Origin of the sequence: Citricoccus parietis, from assembly GCF_042433045.1 — a bacterium.
In the GTDB taxonomy this organism is placed as follows: domain Bacteria; phylum Actinomycetota; class Actinomycetes; order Actinomycetales; family Micrococcaceae; genus Citricoccus; species Citricoccus parietis.
The window spans coordinates 19,241-44,759 of sequence record NZ_JBHLWH010000026.1 but is presented as its reverse complement, the minus strand read 5'-3'; the positions used below and the strand labels follow the sequence as shown (position 1 = coordinate 44,759).

Below are 25,519 nucleotides of genomic sequence, written 5' to 3'. Positions count from 1 at the left end.
CTCAGCGTTTGAGGGGCGAGCGGTCACCCTCTTCCAGCTTCAGGGCCACTCCGAGGGCGAAGAACGTCGGGGTCCATTCGCCGACGAACAGGCCCCAGCGGTCTGACTGCGACTTCGAATCGTCCTTCTTGCCCCGGGAAATGGCCCAGGACAGGAACGTCAGGCCGATGGAGGCGAAACCGGCGGTGTAGAGGTGGTCGGACTTGATGCCCATGTCGGACAGCTTCTTCAGCATGGTCTTCCTTCCCTTGGAACGGAGTCCGAACCGTATGGCTGCGGTGTGGAAGCCGCGTGGGTCGACGTCAGGTGGGGTCCGGACGCGAACATTCGATCATGGCCGGGAATGGAATTACTAGCCTTGCTAGCGAGTTGCGTTGACAAGGGTCACGAAGGAATCACAGGTTCATCGCGAATGCGGCCGTCCGGACCGGTCAGCGGTCTGACGCGTCGCCTCGGGTTTCCGGGTCGAGGCAGTCGGCCATCGATTCCAGGAAATCCGTCACGGCCTGGCGGGACTCCTCGGGGACTCCGTGGGCGATCTCCAGCATCCGTTGGTGCATATCCGTCAGCCAGTCGCGGACCTCCGCATGGGCATGGTCCGTGGCTGTCACGATCACCGAGCGCCGGTCGTCAGGGTGCGGATGGCGTTGGACGTGACCGGACTCGGTGAGGCGGTTGAGCAGTTTGGCCGTGGACGCTGTCGAGATGTCCAGGTGGGTCGCGAGCTCCCTGGCCGTCACCGATGACCCTGCTGCGTTGTGGGCGATGATGTGGCGCAGCGCCTCGACGTCCGTGGCATTCAGGTCCATGTCGAAGCTCATGCGCCGCCGCATCCGCTGATCGGCTCGCCGGAACCGGCGCAGGGCGTGGAGCAGGCCGACGGTGGGATCGGAGTCCTCGTACCAATAGGGTGACGAGGAGACGCCGCGTCCCGGTGGATTGTCCATGGTGGTCAATGCTAATGTCGGGATCACTAGACAGGCTAGCTAGATTGTCGAGTGAATTTTTTGATCGCACGAGGGAGAAGCCAGTGAGCACCGTTCCGGAAGACCACGTGGTGCTCGTGGACGAACACCGCAACGCCCAGGGCCTCGCTCCCCGGGCCACGGTCCACACCACGGACACCCCTCTGCATCTGGCGTTCTCCTGCTACGTCTTCCGCCCGAACGGGGACCTGCTCCTCACTCGCCGTTCCCTGGCAAAGGTGGCCTGGCCCGGGGTCTGGACCAATTCGTTCTGTGGGCACCCGAGGCTCGACGAGTCGTATGAGCAGACCATCGAGCGGTATGCCGTCCATGAACTCGGCCTGCAGGTCAAGTGGCTCCACTGTGCCCTCCCGGACTTTCGCTACCGTGCCGTCGATGTCTCCGGGATCGTCGAGAACGAGATCTGCCCCGTCTACGTGGCCACGGCTCTCGGGGAACCCGTGCCGAACCCGGACGAGGTCATGGATTATCGCTGGGTCCCGGCGGATGAGGTCGCGGCTCTCGTCCGGGCCGCCCCCTGGGCCGTGAGCCCCTGGATGGCCGAACAACTCCCCGGCGTGCTCGCCTACCGGACGCATCCGGCCGCGACCGAGGGGGAGAAGGCATGAAGGACACCTCCGACGGGGTCACGGAGGAGCTGGACCGGCTGTTGGCGTCCGGCGTGGACCGCTCTGCCCGGCTGGGACAGGACCACCGCGATCTCTGGGAGGCCCTCTCCCTGGCCTCCGGCGGCGGCAAGAGGTTCCGTCCCGGTCTGGCGGTTGCCACACATGACGCCCTCGGCGGGACCTCGACGGAGTCCGTGGCTCGCGTCGGCGCAGCCCTGGAACTGCTGCACACGGCCTTCGTGGTGCATGATGACGTGATCGACGGTGACGATGTGCGCAGGGGGCGCCCCAATGTCTCGGGGACCTTCGCCGCCGCCGCCCGGGATGAGGGAGCGGACCGGCCCACAGCCCGTCACTACGGTGAGGCTGCCGGAATCCTGGCCGGTGATCTGGCCCTGGTCTCCGCGGTCCGGCTGGTCGCCCGGTGCCCGGCGCCGGCTGCCCTCGTGGACGAATTGCTGGACCTGCTCGAGGACACGGTGCACGCCACCGCCACGGGCGAGCTGGCGGACGTGCGGCTCGGGCTGCACCTAACAGGGCGTCCGGTCACCCTGGACGAGGCCCTGCGGGTGGCTGAGCAGAAGACGGCCGTCTACTCCTTCCAGCTCCCGCTCCAGGCTGGGGCCATCCTCGCCGGCGCCCCCGCGGACGTGACTGCGGCCCTGGCGCGCCTGGGCCGTCTGGTCGGCATCGGCTTCCAGCTGTTGGACGATCTCCTTGGGGTGTTCGGTAATGAGACCCGCACCGGCAAGAGCGCCCTGACGGACCTGCGCGAGGGCAAGCACACCGCCTTGCTGGCCCACGCCCGGACCACCCCGGCCTGGCCCGACCTGCAGGGCCTGGTCGGGGATCCGGACCTGGACCACCACGACGCCGGCCGCGCACGTGCCCTGCTCGAAGACTGCGGCGCGAGGGACACCGTCCAGGAGCTCGCCGACCGCCACCTCGAGGAAGCGCTCGCCGCCGCCGCGCGAGAGCCGATTCCAGCCGCGCTGGCTCGAGTCCTCACCGATCTGGTCGGCGACATCCGGGACACCGCCGCCCTGGCTCTTGACGGTCCGGTGACCGGCAGGAGTGCGGACGCCCCGGGAACGCCACGGACCCCAGAACCGGCACAGTTCGCTGACGCCTCCCGGGCGGGGGCCCGATGAACGTACCAACCGCCGCCAACCGCTACGACCGGGTGGCCCAGGCCAGTGCCGCTGAGGTGATCAGCGGATACTCGACGTCCTTCGGCTGGGCCTCCCGGTTGCTCGCCGAACCCGTGCGCTCCGACGTGCGCAGCATCTACGCCCTGGTGCGGGTGGCCGATGAGATCGTCGACGACCCGGACCCGGTCCTCACGCCGGCCTTGCGGGCGAGCCAACTGGACGGACTCGAGGCCGAGACCATCAAGGCCCTGGAATGCGCTCGCAGCACGAATCTGGTGGTCCATGCGTTCGCGAGCGTGGCCCGCCGGTGCGGCATCGGCACCGAGCTCGTGCAACCGTTCTTCGCCTCCATGCGGGCGGACCTGAGCCAGAGTTCACATGACAGCCAGAGCCTGTCCGAGTACGTCTATGGCTCGGCGGAGGTGGTGGGGCTGATGTGCCTGAAGGTCTTCACCGCCGGTGACCCCGGATCCTTCGAGCGCCTCGCCCCGGCCGCCCGCAGCCTCGGCGCGGCCTTCCAGAAGGTGAACTTCCTCCGAGACCTCGCTGATGATCATGACCTGTTGGGCCGCACCTACTTTCCGGGACTCGACCCGGCGACCTTCAGCGACACCCACCGCGACGCCCTGCTGGATGACATCGACGCAGACCTGGCCGTGGCCGCCACGGCGATCCCCCACTTGCCGTCCAGCAGCCGACGCGCGGTCCAGGCCGCCCACGGACTGTTTGCCGCCCTGTCCCGGCGCCTGCGGCAGACCCCGGCCGCGCAGATCCGCCAGGCGCGGGTGCGCGTCCCGGACCCCGAGAAGGCCCTCATCCTGTTCCGGGCGCTGACGGGATGGTCCCCATGAGCGCCGGACACCGCTCGAGAACGACGGCGGCGCACGACGCAGGCGCCGGGGCTCTCCGGCCGGAGGGCGAGGGTCGGGTCCGCCCAGACGGCGAGGATGCGTCCGGCCCGAACGGCGAGAATGTGGTGGTGATCGGCGGGGGCATCGCCGGTCTCGCCTCCGCCGCCCTGCTGGCCCGCGAGGGGTACAGCGTGGACCTCGTCGAAGCGCGGGACGCCTTCGGTGGCCGCGCCGGCAGCTGGGAGCACGAGGGCTTCCGGTTCGACACGGGGCCGTCCTGGTACCTGATGCCGGACGTCTTCGACCACTTCTTCCGACTCCTCGGCACCACCGCCGAGGCGGAACTCGACCTGCAGCAGCTCGACCCCGCCTACCGGGTCTTCTTCGAAGGCGAAGGCGAAGGCAATGACGGCGGCCGGCCCGAACCCCTCGACATCGCCGCGGACCGGGATACCAACATCGCCCGGTTCGAGGCGGTCCAACCGGGCGCAGGCCGGGCCCTGGCGCGCTACCTCGACTCGGCGCAGCGCACATATGACATGGCCATCGAGCGCTTCCTGTACACCTCCTTCTCCTCGATCCGGCCGTTCCTGTCCCGGGACGTGGCCGGCCAGGCCCACCGGCTCGGGCCGCTGCTGCTGCAGTCCTTGGAGAGGTTCGTGGCCCACCGCTTCACGGATTCGAGGATCCGTCAGGTCCTGGGCTACCCGGCGGTCTTCCTGGGGTCCTCGCCGGACCGCACCCCCGGGATGTACCACCTGATGAGCGCCCTGGACCTGACCGGCGGGGTGCTGTACCCGCAGGGCGGCTTCGGCCACCTCATGGACGTCATGGTCCGGCTGGCCCGTGAGTCCGGCGTCCGCCTGCATGCGGGCACCGCCGCGACCGCGATCCTGACGGAACCTGCTCTCCGGGATCTCAGCGCTCACCAAGATCACCAAGCTCACCCAGCTCCTCGCGATCACCGTGCCCGCCGCAGCGGAGGCCGAGGTCGCCGTCTACGAGCTCGCGCCACCGGCGTCCGGGTCCGCGGACGGGACGGGGAGGAGCGGGAGCTGCCGGCCGGCGTCGTGGTCTCCGCCGCGGACCTGCACCACACGGAGACGACCCTGCTGCCGCGCTCGCTGCAGACGTTTCCCGAACAATGGTGGCGTCAGCGCACCAGCGGGCCGGGCGGCGTCCTGGTGATGCTGGGGGTGCGCGGTCCGCTGCCGGAGTTGCCGCATCACAGCCTGTTCTTCACGCGGGACTGGACGGCCAACTTCTCCGCGATCGCCGCTGGGACCGTGCCGGAGCCGGCCTCGGTGTACGTGTGCAAACCCTCGGCCACGGACCCTGGCGTGGCCCCGGAGGGACACGAGAACCTCTTCGTCCTGGTGCCCATGCCCGCCGATCCGGACCTGGGCCGCGGCGGCCTGGACGGCAACGGTGATCCGGTGATCGAGTCGATCGCGGATGCCGCCCTCGAGCAGGTGGCCCGCTGGGCCGGCATCCCCGACCTGGCCGAGCGGATCGTGGTCCGCCGCACCGTGGGGCCCACAGACTTCGCCGAGGACCTGGGCGCCTGGCGCGGCGGCATCCTGGGGCCGGCGCACACGCTGGCCCAAAGTGCCTTCTTCCGGGCCGGCAACGTCTCCCGTCGCGTGGAGGGGCTGTACTACGCCGGTTCCAGCACCATCCCCGGCATCGGTCTGCCGATGTGCCTGATCAGCGCCGAGATCCTGCTCAAGCGGTTGCGCGGGGACCACTCCGCCGCCCCGCTGCCGGAACCGGAATTGCGCCCTTCGGGGATGCGCCCTTCGCAGTTACCCCCCTTCGGGCTGCTCGGCACACCGCTGCCCACCCCGGGGCAGCCATGACGGCGTACCTCTACCTGGCCGCCCTGATCATCTCGGCCGGCTGCATGGCTCTGCTCGACCACCGCTTCCGGCTCGTGCTCTGGCGCGCGCCGCGGGCCGGGACGATCACCGTGGCGATCGGCATCGCGTTCTTCCTCGCCTGGGACCTGGCGGCGATCGCGTCCGGGCACTATGCCGCCGGCCAGAGCGAGGGCATGACGGGGATCATGCTCGCCCCCGAGCTGCCGCTGGAGGAGGTCGTCTTCATCACCTTCCTCTCCTACCTCACCCTGGTGCTGCGCGGGCTGATCGTCCTCCTCCTGCGCCGGGCCGGTCGTGGCGAACCTCCCGGAGCCAGCCTGCACGACGCCGGCCGGCCGTCCCCGCGCCCGGCCGCCGGTCAGGAGGTGGCGCAGTGAGCTACCTTGCGCTCGCCGGACTCTTCCTGTTACTCCCGGTGGCCGTGGCCGCCTACGCCTCCTGGCGCCGTGGACTGGGGCGGCGGTGGTGGGCTGCCACCGCACTGACCATCGCCGTGCTCGTGGTGCTGACCGTGGTGTTCGACAACCTGATGATCGCCGCCGACCTGTTCCGGTACAACGAGGAGCTGCTCACCGGCTGGCGGGTGGGCCTGGCCCCGGTCGAGGACCTGGTCTGGCCGGTGGCGGCGGGACTGCTGCTGCCCGCGGTCAGCGCCCTGCTGTCCGGGGCCAGGCGGAACGGGTCGAGCCGGGTCGAGCCGGGACGGAATGACGCCGGTCGGCATGAGGCGGGACGGGAGGTGGACGCATGACGACGGTCAGCGCCACCGCCCCCGAGGCGGCCCGCCAGCTGCTCGGATCCTCCCGCCCGATCAGCTGGGTCAACACCGCCTACCCCTTCGCCGCGGCGTACCTGATGGCCGGAGGCGGCTCCACCGTGGAGCTGATCGTGGGCGTCCTCTTCTTCCTCTTCCCCTACAACCTGTTGATGTACGGGATCAACGACGTGTTCGACTACGAGTCGGACCTGCGCAACCCGCGCAAGGGCGGGGTGGAGGGCATCGTCCTCTCCGATCGATGGCACCGCTTGACCCTGTGGTCTGCCGGACTGCTCTCGCTGCCCTTCGTGGTGTTCCTGCTGGCAGCCGGCACGCTCGTGTCCGGCGTGGTGCTCGCGGTGGTGCTGGCCGCCGTCGTGGGATATTCGGCCCCGCGGATCCGGCTGAAGGAACGGCCGCTGCTGGACTCCATGACCTCGTCCACGCACTTCGTGGGCCCCGCGGTTTTCGGGCTGGCGCTGGCCGAGGCCCCGCCGACCCCGGCCGTGGTGGCCTCCATGGTCGCGTTCTTCTTCTGGGGCATGGCCTCGCAGGCCTTCGGTGCGGCGCAGGATGTCACCGCGGACCGTGAGGCCGGCATCGGCTCCATCGCCACGGCGCTGGGAGCCCGCGGAGCCGTCCGCACCGCGATGGTCCTCTACGCCGCCGCCGGACTCGTGATGCTGCTGGCCGGGTGGCCCGGTGCCCTGGCCGGGGTGCTGGTGCTGCCGTACCTCGTCAGCATCCTGCCGTTCCGCTCCCTGCCGGATGAGCGGTGCGAGGAGGCGAACCGGGGCTGGCGGCGGTTCCTCTGGCTCAACATGGTGACCGGGTTCCTCGTGACCTTGCTGCTGATCTGGATCGCCCGTGGCGGCTGAGGCGAACGCCAGCCGCGCGGCGCGGTTGTGGCAGGAGGCCGTGAGGACGCTGCGGGTGGACGGACCCCTGCCTGTGCGCTTGATCGCCGACGCTGCCGCCCTGCTCACGCTCCTCAGCCTGGTCCTGGGACTGTGGGACAGCGGGGTGGCCGTGGCCCTCTACTCCCTGGTGCTCCTGGGCCAGACCGTGGTTCGCCTGACACCGCTACGGGCGTCCGTCCAAGCCGGAACCGCCGTCATCCTGCTGGCTGCCGCCTGGGCGGCCCTGCTGGACGCGTACCAGCTGATCCCGTGGCTCGACCTCGTCACGCACGTGGTGGCCACCGGCCTCCTGGCCGCCATCGGTACCGCCGCGCTGCTGCGTAGCGGCTGGCTGCAGACGGGTCCCTCAGCCGGCCGCGCTGGCCAGACCCTGCTCACCGCCGGATTGGGCGCCCTGCTGGCCGTGCTCTGGGAGGTGGGCGAGTGGTTCGGCCACACCCTGCTCGATCCCGCCATCCAGGTCGGCTACGAAGACACGATGGGTGACCTGGCCGCCGGGGTGCTCGGCGCGCTGCTGGCCGGGCTGTTGCTGGACCGGCTCGTGAAGGACGGGCCGTGGCCCTGAGTTCCGAGACGCACGGTTCAGTGCCAGTACCAGCACCAGCTCCGAAGCGGGAGTTGGTGAGTGTGGTGATCCCCGCCCGAGACGACGCCGTCCTGCTGGACCGGTGCCTGCGCGCCCTGGCGCAGCAGACCGTGGCGCCGGCCGAGGTGATCGTGGTGGACAACGCCTCCGAGGACACCACAGCGGCTGTGGCCGCGTTCCACGGGGCGCGCGTGCTGGTGGAACCGACGGTCGGCATCTGGGCCGCGGCCGCCACCGGTTACGACGCCGCCGAAGCCCCGGTCATCGCCCGCCTCGACGCCGACTCGCTGCCCCGCCCAGACTGGGTCGAGCAGATCACCGAGGCCATGGCGCAGCGCCCGGAGGCCGCCGCAGTCACCGGCTGGGGTCGTTTCGTGGACCTGCCCCGGCTGATCGGCATCCCTGCGGCTGCGGTGTACCTGGGGGCCTACTACGCCCTCGGTTACGCGGCGTCCGCCCGGGCGCCGCTGTGGGGCTCGAACATGGCCATCCGTCGGTCGGTCTGGCGGGAGGTGCGAGGCCGGGTGCACCGCACGGAGCGGGAAGTGCATGACGACATGGACCTGGCCCTCGCGTTGGGGCCTCACCACATCGTGGCCACCGTGCCCCGCATCGTGGTGGGGGTCTCGGCCCGCTCACTGCGCGGGATGGCCCAGCTCGGCCGCCGTTTCCACCGCGCCCTGCGCACCCTGTCCCTCAATTGGTCTCGGGTGCCCCCGTGGAAACGGTGGGCCCTGCGGTTCGGGTGGGGTGTTCGCCATGCGCCCCACTGACGGTTCTGAGTGCACGCACTGGCTGTTGCCCGTCAACCCCGCCGCCCACGCTGAACATCTGCCTGCAGATTGGCGGACGAGGCACGACGCGACGGGTGTCTGGGAAGCGATCGGCCGGACCCAGGCGATCGACCGGTGGTGTCTGAGCAGTGGCTTCCGCACGATGCGGCCCGGCGGATTAGCCCCAATACCGTTCGATCAGATCACGATCGCCTCTTCCGACTGGCGATCCGCTGGTGGATCATGTGCCGGTCTGGATCATGGCGACTTCCAGAGATCGTAGAAGTGGTGGACGGGTCCGGGGCCCTGGCCGATCTCGAGGGAGTCCGCGGCCCGCAGGGCCCCGGTCAGCCAAGACTTTGCCCGGTCTACCGTCTGCGGCCATGACGCGCAGCGCGGTACCAGGGCGGCCATGGCCGAGGACAGCGAGCAGCCGGTGCCGTGGGTATTGGCCGTCGGCACCCGCGGCCCGGTGAACAGGTGCTCTCCGTCGGCGTCGAGCCACAGGTCGGTGGCATGCCCACCAGCCAGATGCCCGCCCTTCAGGAGCACCCGCCGGGCGCCGATGTCGAGCAGGGCCCGGGCCTGGGTGCGCATGCCTTCCATGTCGGTGGCCTCTGCCTGGTCGAGCAGGACCGCGGCCTCGGGGATGTTGGGGGTGATGACAGAGCTGTAGGGCAACATCTCGCGGATGGCAGCCACGGCGTCGTCGGCCAGGAGGCGCGAGCCGCTGGTGGAGACCATCACCGGGTCCAGAACCACGGCCGGACCCTGTCCTTCGGCCAGCTCGCGCAGGAAGTCCGCCACGGTGCGCACGGTCGGGGCGCCGGCGAGCATCCCGATCTTGATGGCGTCCACGGGTATGTCCGCCAGAAGGGTGTCGAGCTGGGCGCGGACGAACTCCGGGGGGACGGCGTGCACGCCGGTCACGCCCTGGGTGGACTGGGCAGTCAGCGCGGTGATCACGGCGGTGCCATAGACGCCCAACGCCGAGAACGTCTTGAGATCGGCCTGGATGCCAGCCCCGCCGGAAGGGTCCGAGCCGGCGATCGTCAGGGCGACCGGTGGTCTGCTCACGAGTTCACTGCCCCCCACCCAGTTCTGCCGGCGTGGGTCGGACCTCTGCCGGGCCGGTATCAGAAGGTACGGAGTCTTCAGGCACGGACATCCGCGGTGTTCCTCTCGCTTGCATTCGGTGGACCTGTGGACTTCGTGGCGTCGGGCTGGCTCAGTAGGCAGGTTTCTCCGGTTCGACCTGCGCCACCCAGGCCAGTACCCCGCCCTCGAGGTGGCGGATGTTCTCCTCCCGCCCTGCGAAGTACGGGCGCAGCGTGGCCAGGGCGGTGGCGGAGCGGGTCCCGGCCTTGCAGTGCAGCACGAGGTCGGCGCCGCGGGTCTCCGCTGGCAGTGCGGCTTCTCGGCGGTCGAGCAGCTCCTGCAGCGGAACGGGCCGTGCGCCCGGTATGCTCACCAGCTCGCGTTCCCAGTCCTCGCGGACATCCACCAGGGTGAAGGCAGCCTCCCCGCGATTCCGGCGCTCGAGCAGGTCCGCCAGCTCGGGGGCGGTCAGCGTCTCGTGCAGGGCGACCGCGGCATCGCCCGGTACGGCGCAGTTGAGGTCAAGGTCGTTCACAGCTGTGACCGGGACCGCGTCTGGGTCCGGGTCCAGACGGAGTTCCCGCCAGGTCATCTCCAGGGCGTCGTGCACCAGGACCCGTCCGACCAGGGGATCCCCGATGCCGGTGATGAGCTTGATGGCCTCGGTGGCCATGATGGAGCCGATCGTGGCCGGAAGCACCCCCACCACCCCGCCCTCAGCGCAGCTGGGCACCTTCCCGGGCGGTGGAGCCTCGGGGTAGAGGTCCGGGTAGGTGGGTCCGTGCCCGGCCCAGAAGACGCTGACCTGCCCCTGGAAGCGCAGGATCGAGCCCCACACGCACGGTCGGCCGGTCAACGTCGCGGCGTCGCTGACCAGGTACCGGGTGGTGAAGTTGTCCGCGCCGTCCAGTACCAGGTCGTACTGGCCCACCAGGTCCACGGCATTGTCCGCGGTGAGTCGGACCGCGTGGGTCCGCACCTCCACCAGGGGGTTGAGCCGGGCCACCGCGTCGGCGGCGGAGTCCGTCTTGGGCCGACCGAGGTCGGCAACCGTGTGGATTACTTGGCGTTGCAGGTTGGAGACCGCCACCACGTCGTCGTCGACGATCGCCAGGGTTCCGACCCCGGCGGCGGCCAGATACTGCAGGGCCGGGGCGCCCAGACCGCCGGCCCCGATGACCAGGACCCGGGCGTTCTTGAGTCGCCGCTGTCCGATGGCCCCGACCTGGGGCAGGGACAGGTGGCGGGCATAGCGCCCGATCTCCTCCAGGGTCAGCTCGGGGCCGGGTTCCACGAGCGGGGGCAGCGAGCTCATCGGCCCTCCCGGACGGGTGCCCAGTCTCCGCGCGGCACGTCCTCCGGGTCGTCGGTGTCGACCAATCCGGTCATGGGTGAGGAGGCCACGGCGTGGCGGCGCGCGGGGATGCGACCGGCACCAGCGGCCAGCCGTCCGGCGGCCACGGCGTGGCGCATGGCAGTGGCCATGGCCACGGGATCCTGGGCCCGGGTCACCGCGCTGGCCAGCAGCACGGCGTCGCAGCCCAGTTCCATGGCCAGGGCGGCCTCGGAGGCGGTGCCGATGCCCGCGTCGAGGACCACGGGCACGTCGGCGCGGGAGGTGATGAGCTCGATGTTGTGCGGGTTGAGGATGCCGAGCCCGGTGCCGATGGGTGCGCCCAATGGCATGACGGCGGCGGCGCCGAGGTCCTCCAGGCGGTGGGCGACGGCCGGGTCGTCGGAGGTGTAGGCGAAGACCTTGAAGCCGCGGGCCACCAGCTGCTCGGTGGCGTCCAGCAGTTCGACGACGTCGGGCAGCAGCGTGTCCTCGTCGGCGATGACTTCGAGTTTGACCCAATCGGTCTCCAGCGCCTCCCGGCCCAATTCGGCGGTCAATAGGGCGTCGCGGGCGGTGTAGCAGCCGGCGGTGTTGGGCAGGATCCGGATGCCGTTGCGCTCGAGCAGGGAGAACAGCGTGTCCCCCTGGCCGGGGGCGTAGCGGCGCAGGGCCACGGTGGTCAACTCGGTCCCGGAGGCGAGAAGGGCCTGCTCCAGGGTGTGCAGGGAGCTCAGACCCCCGGTGCCCATGATCAGTCGGGAGGAGAACTCCGCACCGTCGAGGAGCAGCGGGTCCGGGTGCGGCGTGGTCATGTTTCAGCCTCCTTGGACGGCGGTGATGATCTCGATGCTCTGGCCCTCGACGACGGGCGTGCGGTACCAGCGGCTGCGAGGGAGGACGATGGCGTCCACGGCCACTGCCATGCCCAGGCGGCCCCCGTCCAGCGGGCGGCCGTCGGGGCCCAGAGGCCGGCTGATGGCCTCGGCGACGAGGTCGACGATGGTCGTGTCCTCGGGCACGGCATGCGGGGTGCCGTTGAGGGTGATGGCGGTCATCAGGTCCTCCTGTTCTCGGGGGCGGAAGCTTGGGCGGCGACCGTGCGCCGAGCGAGGCCCGAGGGGTCGAAGCGGTGGGGGTCGGTAGTGGTCAGGTGCGCGGCGTCGGCGTCCGGATCGGTCCCCGCCTGATCGGTGACCAGCTGGGCGGCAAGGCGAGCGGCCAGTGGGGTGAGCAGCACCCCGTGGCGGAAATGACCAGTGGAGACCACCAGGCCGGGCACGGGTTCGCCGTCGGGCGTGCGGATGCGGCCGAGGTAGGGCGCGTCGTCGGGGGTACCGGGGCGGGCGCGGGCCATGACCTCCCTGAGCTCCAGGTCGGCAACGCCCGGCACGAGGGCCTGGGCGTCGCGCAACAGGCGAAACACCCCGCCGGCGCTGACGCCACCCAGGTCGTCCTCGCGAGACGTGGCACCGATCACGATCGTGCCGTCGACGCGCGGCACGAGGTAGACCGGCACCCCGTGGACCAGGCCACGAACGGTGCGCTCGATCAGTCGCTGCGGGCCAGCGGGGAGCCGGGGCGCGAAGGATGTCTCCATGTACCGGACGAAGCGGCAACCGACAGGTGTCAGGCAGGCCATCCAGTGCACCGGTACCCATACCCAGGGCCAGGATCGTCTCGTCAGCAACCACATCCTGACCGTCCGTCAGTACGACACCGGTGACCACGCCCTGCCCGTCCCACAACAGTGCCCTGGCCTGCACGCGGAGAAGGCGCACTGGCCCACCATCCACGTCACCGGCGAGGAGCACCCCGGTCACGTCTCGCTCGACCAGGGCCGCCAGCAACCCGGTCACCAGTCGGCGCGGGTCGATCTGGTGGTCGGTGGGGATGCGGAACGCCGCGGACAGACGCGGGGTCAGGGCCGGTTCCAGGGAACGGGCCGCGCGGAGGGTCAGCGGTTCCACCGCCATGCCATGGCTCAGTTGCAATTGGCGAAGGTCAGCCAGTGCCTGCCGGTCGGAGGAGTCGACTCCGCAGACCAGGGTCTCGGTGGCCCGGTACCCCACGGATGCTCCGGCAGCCTGCTCGACGGAAGCAGCGAAGCCCGGGTATTCGGCAGCCGAAGCGCCCATCAGCGGGTACAAGGACTCCTGCTGGTACTGGACTTCGCTGACCGGAGCCAGCATGCCGGCCGCCGCCCGCGACGCCCCCGCCCCCGGGTCTGGGTCGATCAACGCGACGGAGCGACCGCGGCGGCGCAACTCCCAAGCGGTGGCCAAGCCAACCAGCCCGGCGCCCACGACGGCGACGTCGACCGCTCTAGTCCCGACACCAGGATGCACAGAATTCACCGGCACGTCCTTTCCTCCGGCGGCATGACCCGCATCAGGTGTGGCGGTCGGCGCTCAAGCCTTCTCAGCCCCCGAGGGGCTCCCGCAGAACCCGCTGACTATCACCAGCGTGTGACCCACCATACCCCCGCGTTCCCCGTACCAGCAGACCGCAACTCGCGCCGTGCCCGCGCCGAAAGGCTCGCCGACGCCCGGCTCTACCTATGCACCGACGCCCGCCAGCAACAGGGTGACCTCGAGGATGTCCTGAAGGCCGCGCTCGCCGGTGGGGTCGACATCATCCAGTTGCGGGACAAGACCTTGGACACCGATGCGGAGATCTCCGCACTGCACCTGCTGGCCGACGTGGCGGGCGAAAACGAGAAACTGTTCGCGGTCAACGACCGGGCCGACGTGGCCGCCCCACGTCGGCGCCGACATCTTCCACATCGGCCAGCACGATCTCTCCCCCGCCCAGGCACGGTCCCTACTCGGCTCCGAGGTGCTGATCGGACGTTCCACCCATGATCTCGATCAAGCCCGTGCGGCAGTCGAGGATCCCGAGGTCGATTACATCTGCACCGGACTGCTGTGGGAGACCCCCACCAAGCCCGGCCGTCCCGCCACCGGCCGGGGTTTTGTCCGGGATGTTTCCGGGCTCATGGAGGGATCGGCGGCGGCGGGCACCCCGTGGTTCGCCATCGGTGGCATCGACGTCGACCGGCTGCCCGAGGTCCTCAATGCCGGGGCGAGCCGCATCGTCGTCGTCCGCTCCATCACCAAGGCCCCCGATCCCGGCGTCGCGGCCCGGCAACTGCGCGGACTGATCCGCGACTGAGCCCTGGACGACGTGGTCGACGAAGTCGTCCAGGTCGTTCGGTAGCCACGGTGGCATGAGGTTGAACCCGTCAGCGGCACCGCAACGGAACCACTCCTCGATCTGGTCGGCGATGTGCTCGGGGGTGCCGACCATGGTGCATTGCCCTCCTCCGGCCGCGAGACGGCCCAGCAGCTGCCGCACCGTGGGCTCCTCGACCTCCACGATCCGCAGGATCGTCGCGTAGCGGCCCTGTGGACCGCTGAACCGCTCGAGCGGGGGCAGTTCGGGGACCGGGGCGTCCAGTTGCCAACCGGTGCAGTCCTGCCCGATGAAGGTGCCAGCTGGGCCAGGGGCTGCTTCGCGGGCAGCAGTGCGTCCGCCCGGGACTGCTTCGCCACGGCCTCCGCCTCCGTGGAGCCGACATAGGTCACGAGTCCGGGCACCACCGCCACCGATGCTGGGTCCCGTCCGGCTGAGCCGATGCGCTTCTTCAGGTCCGCATAGTCACTCTGGGCGGCGGGCAGGTCGTAGGCGACGGCATAGATGCCTTCGGCGTACCGGGCGGCCAGTTCGCGCCCCGGCCCGGAGGCTCCGGCATGGAACAGCACCGGGCGGCCCTGGGATGATCGCGGCACGGTCAGTGGGCCCGACACCCGGAAGTGCTCCCCGGCGTGGTCGATCGGCCGGACCAGGGCTGGGTCTGCGTACATGCCATCTGGTTCCAGGACCAGTGCCTCATCGTCCCAGGAGTCCCACAGCCGTAGCGCCACCTCGATGAACTCGGCGGCCCGCTCGTACCGCTGGCCGTGGCCGGGTAGCGCCTCCATTCCGTGATTGCGGGCCTCGGCATCGCGAACATGGACGTGACCACGTTCCAGCCCACCCGGCCGCCGCTGATGTGATCCAGTGACGCCAGCATCCGGGCCGCGAGGAACGGCTCGGAGAACGTGGTCGAGACGGTGCTGACCAGCCCCACGTGCGACGTGGAGCGGGCCATGGCCGTCATGCCGGTCCTCCACTCAATCCATGACCAGTCCGCCGTCGACCACCAGGTTCTGCCCGGTGACCGACCGGGCCCAGGGGCAGGCGAAGAACAGGACGGTGTCGGCGAACTCCTCCGGGGTGATGACCCGACCCAGGGGCGTGCCGGCGGCGATCGCCTCGAAGACCTCCTCGGGAGTGGCCGCGCTGGCGTCAGTGGTGCGTAACAGGCCCCCGGAGACCATGTTCACCGTGATGCCGTGCCGTCCCAGGTCCTTGGCCGTCGTGCGGGTGAGCGACAGCAGGGCCGCCTTCGCCGCTGTGTAGTCGTGGTAGGGCACCACGGGGTTCTGGAACAGGTTGGTGCCGACGTTGATGATCCGCCCGAAGCCCTTCTCCCGCAGGTACGGAAGGGCCGCCTGGATCGTGTTGAGCGCCCCCCGGACGCTGCCGGCGAACTGAGCGGCGAAGTCCTCCCAACCGATCTCCGTCACCCCCGGGCGGGCGTCGCCGTTGAAAGAGAAACCCATCAACGCACTGTTCACCACGGTCGTGACCGGGGCCCCGAAGTGCTCCCGTCCCGTAGCCAGCAAGGCGGCTACTTGCCCCGGGTCGGTGACATCGGCGGGCAGGGCCACGGCCCGGTCCGAACCGAACCGGGAGGCCAGCTCCTCAGCGGCCTGCCGGCTGGTGTGGTAGTTGACGAGAACCCGCGCCCCCTGACCGGCGAAGGCCTCGACGATGCTGCGGCCCAGGCCGCGACCCCCTCCGGTCACCAGGACAATCTGCTCTGCGATCTGCACGGACGCTCCTCAAGGCCGAGGCGAAGGAGCGCAGGCCCGGAGACAACGCCAACCGGGCGGACATCCCTTCGCCAGTACGAACTGGATCAGGTTCAACGGGTCTCATCTCAGCTGGTCGCCAGGTGGGCACCAGCACCCCGTGTCACTGGCCCCGAGCATAGCCGACCCCTTCTCAGCGGTAGGTCGTGGTGTCAGATCAGGAGCACATCACACCAGGGGCCAAGCCAGCGCGCAACATGTTCGCGATCACCCGCGCCAGACAGGTCGAGAGAACCACGAACTGACGAAAACTGCCGGACCCACGCACCGTTTATCGGGCAGTCCCAGTAGTAGGTTATCGGGCAGTCCCAGTAGTAGGGTCGGTTCGACCGAATATATCAGCAGGCTGCCGTTCCCGGTGGGGCGGCGGCCCTGAGAAGGAGGACAGATGAAGGCTTTGACATGGCAGGGAAAGCGTTCGGTGAGCGTCGAGGAGGTTCCGGATCCCCGCATCCAGCAACCCACGGACGCGATCGTGCGGATCACCTCGACCGCCATCTGCGGGTCGGACCTTCACTTGTACGAGGTGCTCACCCCGTTCATGGACAAGGGCGACATCATCGGCCACGAGCCCATGGGGATCGTGGAGGAGGTCGGCTCCGCCGTCACCCAGATCAAGGCCGGGGACCGCGTGGTGATTCCCTTCAACGTCTCCTGCGGCCACTGCTTCATGTGCAAGCAGGGCCTGCAGTCCCAATGCGAAACGACCCAGGTTCGGGAGTACAACAGCGGTGCAGTCTTCCTGGGCTATTCCCGCCTCTACGGCTCGGTGCCCGGCGGGCAGGCCGAGTACCTGCGCGTCCCGCACGCGGACTACGGGCCCATCAAGGTCCCGAACACCGGTGAGGACGAGCGCTACCTGTACCTCTCCGACGTGGTACCCACCGCCTGGCAGGCCGTGCAGTACGCCGCGCCCCCGCAGGGCGGCTCTCTGGCCGTGCTGGGCCTGGGCCCGATCGGCCAGATGTCCGCCCGGATCGGCCGCCACCTGGGCTACCGGGTACTCGCGGTGGACCCGGTCGCCGAGCGGCGGGCCATGGCCGAGCGCCACGGCATCGAGACCTTGGACTCCTCCGGCGAGGTGGCCGATCAGCTGAAGGACCTCACCGACGGCCGCGGCCCGGACTCCATGGTGGACGCGGTCGGGATGGAGGCCCACGGCTCTCCCGTGGCCGGGGTAGCCCACCAGGCCGTAGGGCTGCTGCCGTCCCCGCTGGGCCGCAAGGCGATGGAGACGGCCGGGGTGGACAAGCTCGATGCCCTTTACACCGCCATCGAGGCCGTCCGGCGCGGCGGGACGATCTCGATCAGCGGCGTATACGGCGGCATGAAGGACCCCCTGCCGATGCTCACGATGTTCGACAAGCAGATCCAGTTGCGCATGGGCCAGTGCAACGTGAAACGGTGGATCGACGACCTCCTTCCGCTGGTCGATGACCCCTCGGATCCGCTCGGCGTCCTGGACCTCAAGACGCACACCGCGTCGTTGGACGAAGCCCCGGAGATGTACGAGAAGTTCCAGAAGAAGCAAGACGGCTGTATCAAGGCCGTCCTCAAGCCATAGTCGTGGACCCGCACGGGAGTCCGATCCCTGCGGGGCCGGGCTCCGGCGCGTCATGGACCAACGCACTCACTGGGACACAGCCGCAAGCCGCCACAACCTCATTGAACAGTATGGGGATTAGCCCAGCCGCTCCCACGACTCAATGTCGCCCGGAACGACCTCGAACAACGGGTGGACCTGCGGCACGCTGATGCCGACCAGGCCTTCCAGCCGTTCCGGGGTCCGCTGGCCGATCTTGGCCAGGAGGTGCTTCCACTCGTAGGCGACCTGGCCTTCCGTCACCGGGATCTGGGCGACCGGGAGTCGGGGGACGCCGGAGAAGGTTCCGTCCACCGGGAGGTCCCGGCCGGCGTCGTGCGCCAGTCCCGACGCCGGATGGCCGGGTCGGTCGATCCGGGTCACGTCGAAGTTGTAGCCGCGTTCGGCGGCCTCCTCCGCTGTGACGAGGAGGAAGGCCCCGACTGCGGCGGCGGGGTCCGGGTGCGAACGGAACCGCACGAGCTGCGGATGCGAACGGTATCCCTTGGTGCGACCGGCCAGCACGGCCTGGGCCAGCAGTGCCTCGCGCCATCCACCGGTGAGTCCTTGGCGGTCCAGGTAACGGGGATGGAGACTCCACAGTCGCATGCCCCCATCATCCCGCAGCCGACCGTTCTCACCGGACCTAACCCGCCTGACCGCACGAACGCGCACCGATACGTGACGTCGAGCCATGTCACCCGGCCGATCCAGCCTTTTATCTCGATGATCGAAATGGTTAGCTCGAATCACGTGCACGAGGACTGACCTGCCACCCGAGGAGAGACCCATGGATGCCACTGCCCCACGGACCACCGGACTTGCGATTCCGTTGCTGGTGCTCGTCAGCGGGATCGTCGCCACCGCCGGGGCGTTCCTCGGCAGCGGGGTACTCGGCGGCACGCCGATCGCCGAGGCGGCCGGTGGGTGGCTGAATGAGGACTCCACGCCGCTGGCGCCGGCCTCCGGCGCCTTCCGCATCTGGTCCGTGATCTACCTGGGACTGCTCGCCTATTCGATCTGGCAGCTGCTGCCCGCCCAGCGCCGGTCCGATCGGCAGCGGCTGCTGCGGCCGTGGGCCGTGGCCGCGATGCTGCTCAACGCCGCGTGGATCTGGGTGGTGCAGTTCGGCTGGCTGAACCTGAGCCTGGTGGTGATCGTGGCGTTGCTCGCCGTGCTCGGCCGCATCCTGATGCTGCTGGTCCGTACCGCGTCGGAGGGCAGGGCTGATGCCCTGATCACGGACGGGACCTTCGGCCTGTACCTGGGCTGGGTCACCATCGCCACCGTGGCGAACACTTCCGCCGTGCTGGGTGCCGCCGGCTTCGACGGCTTCGGGCTGCCGGTCACGGTGCTGTCCTCGGTGGTGCTGGCCGTCGCCGCGATCATCGGGGTGGCCACCGCCTGGCGCAGCGGCGGGAAGACCGCACCCGCCCTGGCTCTGACCTGGGGACTCGCCTGGATCACCGTGGGCCGCCTGGACGGCGGGCTGGAATCGACCGGCACCGCGGTGGCAGCGGGAGTCGCGGCGGCCGTGGTGCTGATTGCGGCTGTGGTGTTCCGGGTGGCGGCGGAGCGGCGGGCGGAGCCAGCCGAACGGGCCGGCCGGCGTCGTCTTGGCGGTTGAACAGAGGGTGTGAAGGCCCCGGGTGGGCTGGCCCCGGAGCCCACCGCACGGCTGGGCGGTACACCCGGTCAGGTCCGGCCCTACGATGGAGGACCACCGTTGGAGGGAGCCCGCCATGTCCGAACAGTCCTCATCAGCCGGGGCGGCCGGAACGGCCGGTGCGCCGGCCGCCACCCACGGCAAGACCCCGAAGAAGGCGGCCCTGGCCGCGTGGATCGGCTCCGCTCTGGAGTACTACGACTTCGCCGTCTATGGCACGGCCGCGGCCCTGGTGCTGAACCACCTGTTCTTCCCGGAGGACGCCTCACCGGGTATCGCGATTCTGCTCTCCATGGGCACCGTGGGGGTGGCCTACGTGGTGCGGCCCCTGGGCGCGCTCGTCATGGGGCCACTCGGGGATCGGATGGGCCGGAAGTTCGTGCTGATGTTGACCTTGTTCATGATGGGTGGGGCCACTTTCCTCGTCGGCTGTCTACCAACCTACGAGCAGGCAGGGCTGTGGGCCCCAGCCCTGCTCGTGCTCTGCCGAATCATCCAGGGTCTCTCCGCGTCCGGGGAGCAAGCCAGCGCCATCTCCGTGTCCCTGGAGCACTCGGACGAGCACCGGCGGGCCTTCACCACCAGCTGGACGCTGCAGGGTACCCAGTTCGGCACGCTGCTGGCGACCGCCGTCTTCATCCCGTTCACCACCCTGCTCACCGAGGAGCAGCTGTTCTCCTGGGGATGGCGCGTCCCGTTCTGGCTCTCCGCCGTAGTGGTGGTCGTCGCCTGGGTGATCCGCCGCCGGCTGGAGGAACCGCCGGCGTTCGAGGAGACCAAGGCGCACCTGCCGGGGGAGAAGCCGGCGACCCCGCTGAGCCTGATGGTCACGTTCCACAAGGCCGCCGTGGCCCGGATCGCCTGCGCGGCCATGATCAACACCGTCAACGTGGTGTTCCTCGTCTGGTCGCTCTCCTTCGCCACCTCGGTGGTGGGCCTGGACCGCTCCACCATGCTCACCGTGGCTGTGGTGGCCAATGCCGTGGCCCTGGTGGCCATCCCACTGGGCGCACTGCTGGCGGACAAGATCGGCCGGAAACCGGTCTTCATCGCCGGCGTGGTGGGACCCGCGGTGATGATGTACCCCTACCTGGGGGCCGTGGCGGCCGGGGACTGGACCCTGATCTTCGTCTACGGAGCCATCCTCTCCGGCTGTCTCTACTCGCTCTCGAACGGCATCTGGCCCTCGTTCTACGCCGAGATGTTCCCCACCCGGGTCCGCGTCACCGGCCTGGCCATGGGTACCCAGATCGGCTTCGCCGTCTCCGGCGGCCTCACCCCGATCGTCGCCTCGGCAGTGGCCGGCGCCCAGGGCACCAACTGGCTCGCTGTGTCCCTTGTAGTGAGCGGCGCCTGCCTGATCTCGGTGGTGGCAGCGCTGACGGCCAAGGAGACCAAGGACAAGACACTTGCGGGCATCGACGAACTACACACCACGCGCACCGAGGCCGCGGAGCTGGCCAAGCTGGACCGCGCCGCCCCGTAGCCCTGGCTCAGACGCCTCTGTCACATGTGACGTGCTCCAGGTCACATCCTTGGTACACTAAACATCACCCATTCGTGTTAACGGTCAAGCAGCGGCCGCGAACTCTTCGAACGACTCTCGAGGAGGCCTTCGTGCCCAACGCTGTTCCACTGACCACCACCTTTAGTGCTTCCTGCCATGGGACGGCTGGTCTCATCGAGCCCGCCCGGTTCCCATGGGCACGCGCACTGCCCGTGCTCATGGTGTCGTCCAGCCTGCGGGGGATGTGACGATGGGCATCGCCGGCGAGGTCTCCGTCCGCGGGGCGTGGGCCGATACCGCCAGTGTGGACAGGATGATCCAGGCCATGGACGCGGCGAGGGACGCGGGCGGACCAGCGGATCCGGGCATCTGTGACTGGGGTTGGGTGGCGGTGGGCCATCGCCCGACCGAGACCGGCGAGCAGGCCGGAGCCACGGCCCAGTCGATGCTCGATGAGCGGCTGGGCTGGTGCCTGATGTTCGACGGTCGGCTGGACAATGGACCGGACCTGCGTGACGACCTGGACGAGTGCTTCCCGTTCCGGTCGGGTTCGGACGCTGAGGTCGTGCTCGCGGCCTACCACCGGTGGGGTGAGCACTTCGTGGACCACCTGCAGGGGATCTTCGCCCTGGCCCTCGTGGACGCACCCCGTGAGAAGGTGCTGCTGGCCCGGGACCGGCAGGGAGCCCGGCTGCTGTACCTGAGCACCGGGGCCGGACGGCTGCGCTTCGCCTCCACCCTGCCCAGCCTGTTGGCGGCTGACGGTACCGACACCTCGGCCGGCCGGGCCGCGCTCGAACGCGATCCGGACCACCGCCGCATGGTTCCGCCCTCGCGGACGAGCCTCTCCGGCGTCACCTTGTTGCCGACCGCCACCCTCCGCGTGCTCGAGGCCCGCGGCCGCGCGCGGGACCGGGACTTCCACGACGACGAGGCCGTGCCGCGGCTCGGAGGCGTTGGAAGGAGTTGAGCCGGCCCCGCCGGACGAGGAAGGCCTGTCGCTACTCAGCGGCTCTGGAGTGCCCACCCCAGTCGGCGACGACGGCCGGGATGTCCTTCGCGGACGCCTGCCGGGGTTGCGGTCAGTCGCTCTTGGAGACCAGTTGCATGGCCTCGGTCTCACCTTCGCGCCACAGGCTCACGCCACGAGCCTCGGGAAGGCTGGAGGAGCGGAAGACCGGGTTGAGTCCGAGAGCCCGTTGCCGTTCGTAGTCCTTGAGCATCTTCACGGCCAAGCCGCCCAGCGGGATGATCGCGATCAGGTTGATGGTGGCCATGAATCCCATGAAGAGGTCTGCCACGTTCCAGATCAGGGCGACCGAACCCAAGGCACCGCCGAAGACGCACAGCACCACCAGGAGGCGGTAGGCGAGGATCCAGGGCCGAGCACGTTCGCCCGCCAAGTACTCGATGTTGGACTGGCCGTAGAAGTAATTGCCGAGGATCGACGACCAAGCCAGGAAGAAGATCACCACCGTCAGGAACGGGCCGACCCAACCTCCCAGTTGGGCTTCCAGTGCTGATTGGGTGAGGGACACACCTTCCACGTTCTCGGACCCGAAGCTCGGGTTCGACAGCAAGATGATGAAGGCGGTGGCCGAGCAGACAATGATCGTGTCGAAGTACACGCCGAGTGACTGAGTCAGACCCTGCTTCACCGGGTGGGAGACCGCTGCCGTGGCCGCCGCGTTGGGTACCGAGCCCATGCCGGCCTCATTCGAGAAGAGGCCGCGGCGCATGCCCTGCATCAGGGCGGCGCCGAAGGCAGCGCCCGTGACCTGTTCGAATCCCAGGGCATGGCCGACGATGAGGGCGATCATGGCGGGGACCTCGGTGATGTTGATCAGCACCACGATCAGGGCGATCACGATGTAGCTCACCGCCATGACCGGCACGATCACTTTGGTCACCGAGGAGAGCCGACGGATGCCGCCGAAGATGACAGCGGCGGTCAACACGGCGACGACTGCTCCGGTCACCACGGCGACCGTGGTGGATTCGCCCACGTTGGCCTGCACGGAGTCACTGATGGAGTTCGACTGGACGGCATTGAAGACGAAACCGTAGGTGACGGTGATGATGACGGCGAACAACGTGGCCAGCCAGGGCTGACGCAATGCGTAGCGGATGTAGTACGCCGGCCCACCGACGAAGCCGTCCTTGCCGCGCACCTTGTAGAGCTGGGCCAGGGACGATTCCACGAAGGCGGTGGCCCCGCCCATCACGGCCAGGAGCCACATCCAGAACACGGCACCGGGGCCGCCGACGCTGATCGCCAACGCGACGCCGGCGATGTTGCCGGTTCCGACCCGGGAGGCCGCGGACACCGTGAATGCACGGAAGGCCGAGACACCCTGCTCAGCATCGTCCCCACCAGGCCGTTCCACGACCGAACGGAACATCTCCGGAAGAAAGCGGATCTGGACGGCGAAGGTCCGGATGGAGAAGTAGATGCCGGCGATGACCAGAAGCGCGATGACCAGATACCAGTAGCGGTCATTGAACCAGAGGACGTGGCCGGCGAGGGTGTCCAGGAAGTTCTGCATGGGTCATGGTAGTCACAGCAGAGCGCCCTGGACCGAGGCGACTCGGGGCAACGGGCCTCGTCAGGGGTCAGCGGGGTGCCTCAGCGCCGTCCCGGTCGAGCAGCCGGTCCGAGGCCGCGAAGGTGTGGTGGAGCACCAGGGGCGCCAGCTCGGGCTGGTGCCGTTCGATGATCTTCCGGACGGCGTTCTCCGCGGAGGGCCCCAGGCCGTCATAGAACAGGGCGGTCGCCGTGGCGGCGCGGCGCAGCGGCGGCTCATCGGGCAGCAGGGCGTTGGGAAGCCGGGGGTCCTGGTGGGCGAGCGGCCGCCATTCGGAGAGGACCTCCGTGCGCAGGCGCAGGGCCTCCACGCCGGTAGGCCACTGGTCTCCGAGGTCCCGGGCCCGGGCCTCCCACCGCAGGGCGAAGGACAGGTACTCCTCGTCCAGGGCGTCCGCATCGAAGGCACGCCTCAGCTCCAGGGGAGAGACGAAGTCCGGCAGCCGGGCCCCCTCGAACAGGGACACGAGTGTCAGCACGGGTTCGTCGCCCTGCTTCAGGTGGGCGAACGCCTCCTCGGCGTGGCTGCCCGGCTTGATCCAGACCCCGTCATTGAGGTGACCGAACCGCAGCTGGCGCAGGGTGTCCCGCACGGCCCGGCGCAGGGGGGCCGCGGTCTCCGGCACCCGGTAGGTGATGATGGTCCACGTCCCGTCCCAGGGGCGCTCGCGGTGCGCCTGGAAGATCCGCTCGACGCGCTGGGCCTGGGTCTTCCGGCTGCCGGCGTGGACGGAGTAAGAGGTGCGCCGGCCATCCTTGTGGGCCACGAGGAACCCCCGCTGGGCCAGCCGTTGGATGGCGGCCCGGGCGCTGGAGGGCGTGATCTCGAGGGCACCGAGCAGCTCCACCAGGGCGCTGGAGGGCAGGGGTTCGCTGCGGCCGAACCAGTAGTCGCCGAGCAGCACTGTGAGCATGCGCTGCGGTGCCACACCGGATTGGTAGCGGGGGAGGTTCCCGCGGCTCGGATCCGTGGGGCTCACGGCATCCCGTCAGCGGGGCGCAGGGTCAGCGGAACGGAGCGGGGGCCGTATTCGAGCCAGTTCATCATCACGATGTCCCCTGCCAATGAGAAGGTCTCCGTCCGGGCGAGTAGCTCCTCGAGGGCGATGAGCAACTCGAGTCGTCCCATCGTAGCGGCCGGGCACTTGTGGGAACCGCGCCCGAAGGCCAGGTGCGAGTTCTGCTTGCGCCGCAGGACGAAGGTGTCCGGGTCCTCGAAGCGGGTCTCGTCCCGGTTGGCGGAGGGGAAGATCAGGGCGATGGGCTCGTCCTGGGCCACCGCCCGACCGTGGATCACGGTGTCCCGCTTGGCGGTCCGCGCGAACACCCGGTACGGCGCATGCAGGCGGAGCATCTCCTCGATCGCCGAGGGCAGGTCCTCCGGATGGGCCCTCAAGTGCGCCTGGAGATCGAGGTCCGTGGCCAGGTGGGCGATGCAGCTGCCCAGCACGGCCTGGGGTGCTCCCATCCCGGCCACGATCAGCTGCCGGATGGTGGCGACGGCACTGGTCTCCGTGATGGCCGTGTCCGGGTCCAGGGCGGCGCGGTGAAGGCCGGCCACCAGGTCCCGGGACGGGTCCGGGTCCTCCGCCAGCCGCCGGTCGTAGATCTCGCGGGCGATCTCATAGAGCCGCTTGCTGCACTCCTCGATCACCGAGTTGTCCATGTCCTGGATGGCAAAGCCGTAGCGCACGCCGATCTCGCGGATCTCCCGGGTCTGGTCCCGGGCCAGTCCGAGCAGGGAGGCGAAGCAGTCCATGGCGAAGGGGGCCGCCAGATGCCGGACTCCGTCCGGGGAGGACTCCGTCAGCATCCCGTCCACCAGCCGGCGGGCGCTGTCCCGGAAGGCGCCGGCATGCTCGGTAACCACCGAGCGGCGGAACACCGGATCGATGGCGGTGCGGTAGTCGGTGTGCTCCGGCGGATCGAAGTGCAGCGGCGGCCGTCGGGACGCCCGGGGGACGTGCGGCACCACGTTCTGCTTGGCCGTGCTGAACAGTTCGTCGTCCTGGGTGATGGCCAGGATGTCCTCATAGGTGGTGGCCGCCCAGAACCCGCCGTAGTCCGCGCTCCAGGGGAACGGGTTCTGCTCGCGCAGGGCCGCATAGTCGGCGTGGGCGGAGCCGAACGTCTCGTTCCGGTCGGGGGACCACTCGGATTGGCGCGCCTCGCCAGAATCCTCGGGAGCTGAGTTTCCGGTGAACGGGCAACGGCCGGTGCCGGCCGTCGTCGTGCTCGGGGGGTGTGGGGTTGTCATC

Annotated in this window: 26 protein-coding genes, 4 pseudogenes and 2 riboswitches; of the genes and pseudogenes, 16 read left to right on the top strand and 14 right to left on the bottom strand. The window is 69.5% G+C overall.

Annotation, left to right across the window (positions count from 1 at the left end; translation table 11 throughout):
• Position 1 precedes the first annotated feature (1 nt).
• Together ACFFIO_RS09005 and ACFFIO_RS09000 are read right to left on the bottom strand one after the other, a co-directional pair.
• Positions 2 to 235 (bottom strand): hypothetical protein, encoded by a 234-nt coding sequence (locus ACFFIO_RS09005; RefSeq protein WP_378041236.1) that lies wholly within the window; start codon positions 233 to 235, stop codon positions 2 to 4.
• Between the two features lie 196 nt (positions 236 to 431).
• Positions 432 to 947 carry a MarR family winged helix-turn-helix transcriptional regulator gene (locus ACFFIO_RS09000; RefSeq protein WP_378041235.1) on the bottom strand — a complete coding sequence of 172 codons (516 nt, stop codon included), beginning with the start codon at positions 945 to 947 and terminating at the stop codon, positions 432 to 434.
• A gap of 83 nt (positions 948 to 1,030) precedes the next feature.
• Here ACFFIO_RS09000 and idi point away from each other — a divergent pair, with 83 nt between their 5' ends.
• From idi to ACFFIO_RS08955, 9 genes are read left to right on the top strand one after another with little or no spacing between them, the layout of a single operon-like run.
• Positions 1,031 to 1,594, top strand: coding sequence for an isopentenyl-diphosphate Delta-isomerase (gene idi / locus ACFFIO_RS08995; protein WP_378041234.1), 564 nt, complete (start codon positions 1,031 to 1,033; stop codon positions 1,592 to 1,594).
• Positions 1,591 to 2,745 (top strand): polyprenyl synthetase family protein, encoded by a 1,155-nt coding sequence (locus ACFFIO_RS08990; RefSeq protein ID WP_378041233.1) that lies wholly within the window; start codon positions 1,591 to 1,593, stop codon positions 2,743 to 2,745. The genes idi and ACFFIO_RS08990 overlap by 4 nt, the downstream gene beginning before the upstream one ends.
• Positions 2,742 to 3,596 (top strand): phytoene/squalene synthase family protein, encoded by an 855-nt coding sequence (locus ACFFIO_RS08985; protein WP_378041232.1) that lies wholly within the window; start codon positions 2,742 to 2,744, stop codon positions 3,594 to 3,596. Before ACFFIO_RS08990 ends, ACFFIO_RS08985 begins: the two co-directional genes overlap by 4 nt.
• Positions 3,593 to 5,455 carry a phytoene desaturase family protein gene (crtI, locus tag ACFFIO_RS08980; protein WP_378041231.1) on the top strand — a complete coding sequence of 621 codons (1,863 nt, stop codon included), beginning with the start codon at positions 3,593 to 3,595 and terminating at the stop codon, positions 5,453 to 5,455. Before ACFFIO_RS08985 ends, crtI begins: the two co-directional genes overlap by 4 nt.
• A complete protein-coding gene (locus ACFFIO_RS08975) occupies positions 5,452 to 5,853 on the top strand; it encodes a lycopene cyclase domain-containing protein (protein WP_115932251.1) in 402 nt (133 codons plus the stop codon). Before crtI ends, ACFFIO_RS08975 begins: the two co-directional genes overlap by 4 nt.
• Entirely contained in the window at positions 5,850 to 6,227 is a 378-nt protein-coding gene (locus ACFFIO_RS08970; protein WP_378041230.1) for a lycopene cyclase domain-containing protein, read from the top strand. The genes ACFFIO_RS08975 and ACFFIO_RS08970 overlap by 4 nt, the downstream gene beginning before the upstream one ends.
• Positions 6,224 to 7,111: a prenyltransferase gene (locus ACFFIO_RS08965; RefSeq protein WP_378041229.1), complete on the top strand. Its 888-nt coding sequence runs from the start codon at positions 6,224 to 6,226 to the stop codon at positions 7,109 to 7,111. Before ACFFIO_RS08970 ends, ACFFIO_RS08965 begins: the two co-directional genes overlap by 4 nt.
• On the top strand, positions 7,101 to 7,718 hold the full coding sequence (locus ACFFIO_RS08960) for a DUF2238 domain-containing protein (RefSeq protein ID WP_115932248.1): 618 nt from the start codon (positions 7,101 to 7,103) through the stop codon (positions 7,716 to 7,718). The genes ACFFIO_RS08965 and ACFFIO_RS08960 overlap by 11 nt, the downstream gene beginning before the upstream one ends.
• A 56-nt stretch (positions 7,719 to 7,774) precedes the next feature.
• The gene (locus ACFFIO_RS08955; protein ID WP_378041228.1) at positions 7,775 to 8,512 is read left to right on the top strand and encodes a glycosyltransferase family 2 protein; all 738 of its coding nucleotides are present in this window, start codon (positions 7,775 to 7,777) and stop codon (positions 8,510 to 8,512) included.
• A 258-nt stretch (positions 8,513 to 8,770) separates the two neighbouring features.
• Here the strand turns inward: ACFFIO_RS08955 and thiD are convergent, their stop codons facing one another.
• The 5 genes and pseudogenes from thiD to thiO form a co-directional block, all read right to left on the bottom strand.
• Entirely contained in the window at positions 8,771 to 9,589 is an 819-nt protein-coding gene (gene thiD / locus ACFFIO_RS08950) for a bifunctional hydroxymethylpyrimidine kinase/phosphomethylpyrimidine kinase (protein WP_378041227.1), read from the bottom strand.
• A gap of 151 nt (positions 9,590 to 9,740) precedes the next feature.
• Entirely contained in the window at positions 9,741 to 10,925 is a 1,185-nt protein-coding gene (moeB, locus tag ACFFIO_RS08945; RefSeq protein WP_378041226.1) for a molybdopterin-synthase adenylyltransferase MoeB, read from the bottom strand.
• Positions 10,922 to 11,758, bottom strand: coding sequence for a thiazole synthase (locus ACFFIO_RS08940; RefSeq protein ID WP_115932245.1), 837 nt, complete (start codon positions 11,756 to 11,758; stop codon positions 10,922 to 10,924). The genes moeB and ACFFIO_RS08940 overlap by 4 nt, the downstream gene beginning before the upstream one ends.
• A 3-nt stretch (positions 11,759 to 11,761) precedes the next feature.
• Positions 11,762 to 11,932: pseudogene (gene thiS, locus ACFFIO_RS08935) on the bottom strand (sulfur carrier protein ThiS); the annotation flags it as partial.
• Between the two features lie 68 nt (positions 11,933 to 12,000).
• Positions 12,001 to 13,249, bottom strand: a pseudogene (thiO, locus tag ACFFIO_RS08930) (glycine oxidase ThiO).
• 45 nt (positions 13,250 to 13,294) lie between these two features.
• Positions 13,295 to 13,396, bottom strand: a riboswitch (TPP riboswitch).
• Between the two features lie 15 nt (positions 13,397 to 13,411).
• Here thiO and ACFFIO_RS08925 point away from each other — a divergent pair.
• From ACFFIO_RS08925 to ACFFIO_RS08915, 3 genes are all read left to right on the top strand, one after another.
• On the top strand, positions 13,412 to 13,807 hold the full coding sequence (locus ACFFIO_RS08925) for a thiamine phosphate synthase (protein ID WP_378041225.1): 396 nt from the start codon (positions 13,412 to 13,414) through the stop codon (positions 13,805 to 13,807).
• Positions 13,719 to 14,117 carry a thiamine phosphate synthase gene (locus tag ACFFIO_RS08920; protein ID WP_378041253.1) on the top strand — a complete coding sequence of 133 codons (399 nt, stop codon included), beginning with the start codon at positions 13,719 to 13,721 and terminating at the stop codon, positions 14,115 to 14,117. The genes ACFFIO_RS08925 and ACFFIO_RS08920 overlap by 89 nt, the downstream gene beginning before the upstream one ends.
• Before the next feature lie 141 nt (positions 14,118 to 14,258).
• Positions 14,259 to 14,525 (top strand): hypothetical protein, encoded by a 267-nt coding sequence (locus tag ACFFIO_RS08915; protein ID WP_308421946.1) that lies wholly within the window; start codon positions 14,259 to 14,261, stop codon positions 14,523 to 14,525.
• 8 nt (positions 14,526 to 14,533) lie between these two features.
• On the opposite strand, the pseudogene ACFFIO_RS08910 reads toward ACFFIO_RS08915, so the two are convergent.
• The 3 genes and pseudogenes from ACFFIO_RS08910 to ACFFIO_RS08900 all read right to left on the bottom strand — a co-directional run.
• Positions 14,534 to 14,926 (bottom strand): annotated as a pseudogene (locus tag ACFFIO_RS08910) (LLM class flavin-dependent oxidoreductase); the annotation flags it as partial.
• A gap of 86 nt (positions 14,927 to 15,012) precedes the next feature.
• Positions 15,013 to 15,096 (bottom strand): annotated as a pseudogene (locus tag ACFFIO_RS08905) (hypothetical protein); the annotation flags it as partial.
• 22 nt (positions 15,097 to 15,118) lie between these two features.
• The gene (locus ACFFIO_RS08900; protein ID WP_115932243.1) at positions 15,119 to 15,883 is read right to left on the bottom strand and encodes a 3-oxoacyl-ACP reductase; all 765 of its coding nucleotides are present in this window, start codon (positions 15,881 to 15,883) and stop codon (positions 15,119 to 15,121) included.
• A gap of 46 nt (positions 15,884 to 15,929) precedes the next feature.
• Positions 15,930 to 16,033: riboswitch (TPP riboswitch) on the bottom strand.
• A 277-nt stretch (positions 16,034 to 16,310) separates the two neighbouring features.
• On the opposite strand from ACFFIO_RS08900, the gene ACFFIO_RS08895 reads away from it, so the two are divergent.
• On the top strand, positions 16,311 to 17,486 hold the full coding sequence (locus ACFFIO_RS08895; RefSeq protein ID WP_378041224.1) for a zinc-dependent alcohol dehydrogenase: 1,176 nt from the start codon (positions 16,311 to 16,313) through the stop codon (positions 17,484 to 17,486).
• Between the two features lie 117 nt (positions 17,487 to 17,603).
• On the opposite strand, the gene ACFFIO_RS08890 is transcribed toward ACFFIO_RS08895, so the two are convergent.
• Positions 17,604 to 18,113, bottom strand: coding sequence for a pyrimidine dimer DNA glycosylase/endonuclease V (locus ACFFIO_RS08890; RefSeq protein ID WP_115932241.1), 510 nt, complete (start codon positions 18,111 to 18,113; stop codon positions 17,604 to 17,606).
• A 181-nt stretch (positions 18,114 to 18,294) separates the two neighbouring features.
• On the opposite strand from ACFFIO_RS08890, the gene ACFFIO_RS08885 reads away from it, so the two are divergent.
• From ACFFIO_RS08885 to ACFFIO_RS08875, 3 genes are all read left to right on the top strand, one after another.
• Positions 18,295 to 19,131, top strand: a complete 837-nt coding sequence (locus ACFFIO_RS08885) for a TspO-related membrane protein (RefSeq protein WP_378041223.1) — start codon at positions 18,295 to 18,297, stop codon at positions 19,129 to 19,131.
• Positions 19,132 to 19,246: 115 nt separating this feature from the next.
• On the top strand, positions 19,247 to 20,656 hold the full coding sequence (locus tag ACFFIO_RS08880) for an MFS transporter (protein WP_378041222.1): 1,410 nt from the start codon (positions 19,247 to 19,249) through the stop codon (positions 20,654 to 20,656).
• A 271-nt stretch (positions 20,657 to 20,927) separates the two neighbouring features.
• Positions 20,928 to 21,647, top strand: coding sequence for a class II glutamine amidotransferase domain-containing protein (locus ACFFIO_RS08875; RefSeq protein WP_366218486.1), 720 nt, complete (start codon positions 20,928 to 20,930; stop codon positions 21,645 to 21,647).
• A 112-nt stretch (positions 21,648 to 21,759) separates the two neighbouring features.
• Here ACFFIO_RS08875 and ACFFIO_RS08870 read toward each other — a convergent pair whose 3' ends face one another.
• The 3 genes from ACFFIO_RS08870 to ACFFIO_RS08860 form a co-directional block, all read right to left on the bottom strand.
• On the bottom strand, positions 21,760 to 23,211 hold the full coding sequence (locus tag ACFFIO_RS08870; protein ID WP_378041252.1) for an alanine/glycine:cation symporter family protein: 1,452 nt from the start codon (positions 23,209 to 23,211) through the stop codon (positions 21,760 to 21,762).
• A 79-nt stretch (positions 23,212 to 23,290) separates the two neighbouring features.
• Positions 23,291 to 24,190, bottom strand: a complete 900-nt coding sequence (locus ACFFIO_RS08865) for a PaaX family transcriptional regulator (RefSeq protein ID WP_378041221.1) — start codon at positions 24,188 to 24,190, stop codon at positions 23,291 to 23,293.
• Between the two features lie 47 nt (positions 24,191 to 24,237).
• Positions 24,238 to 25,518, bottom strand: a complete 1,281-nt coding sequence (locus ACFFIO_RS08860) for a cytochrome P450 (RefSeq protein ID WP_366218488.1) — start codon at positions 25,516 to 25,518, stop codon at positions 24,238 to 24,240.
• Position 25,519 lies beyond the last annotated feature (1 nt).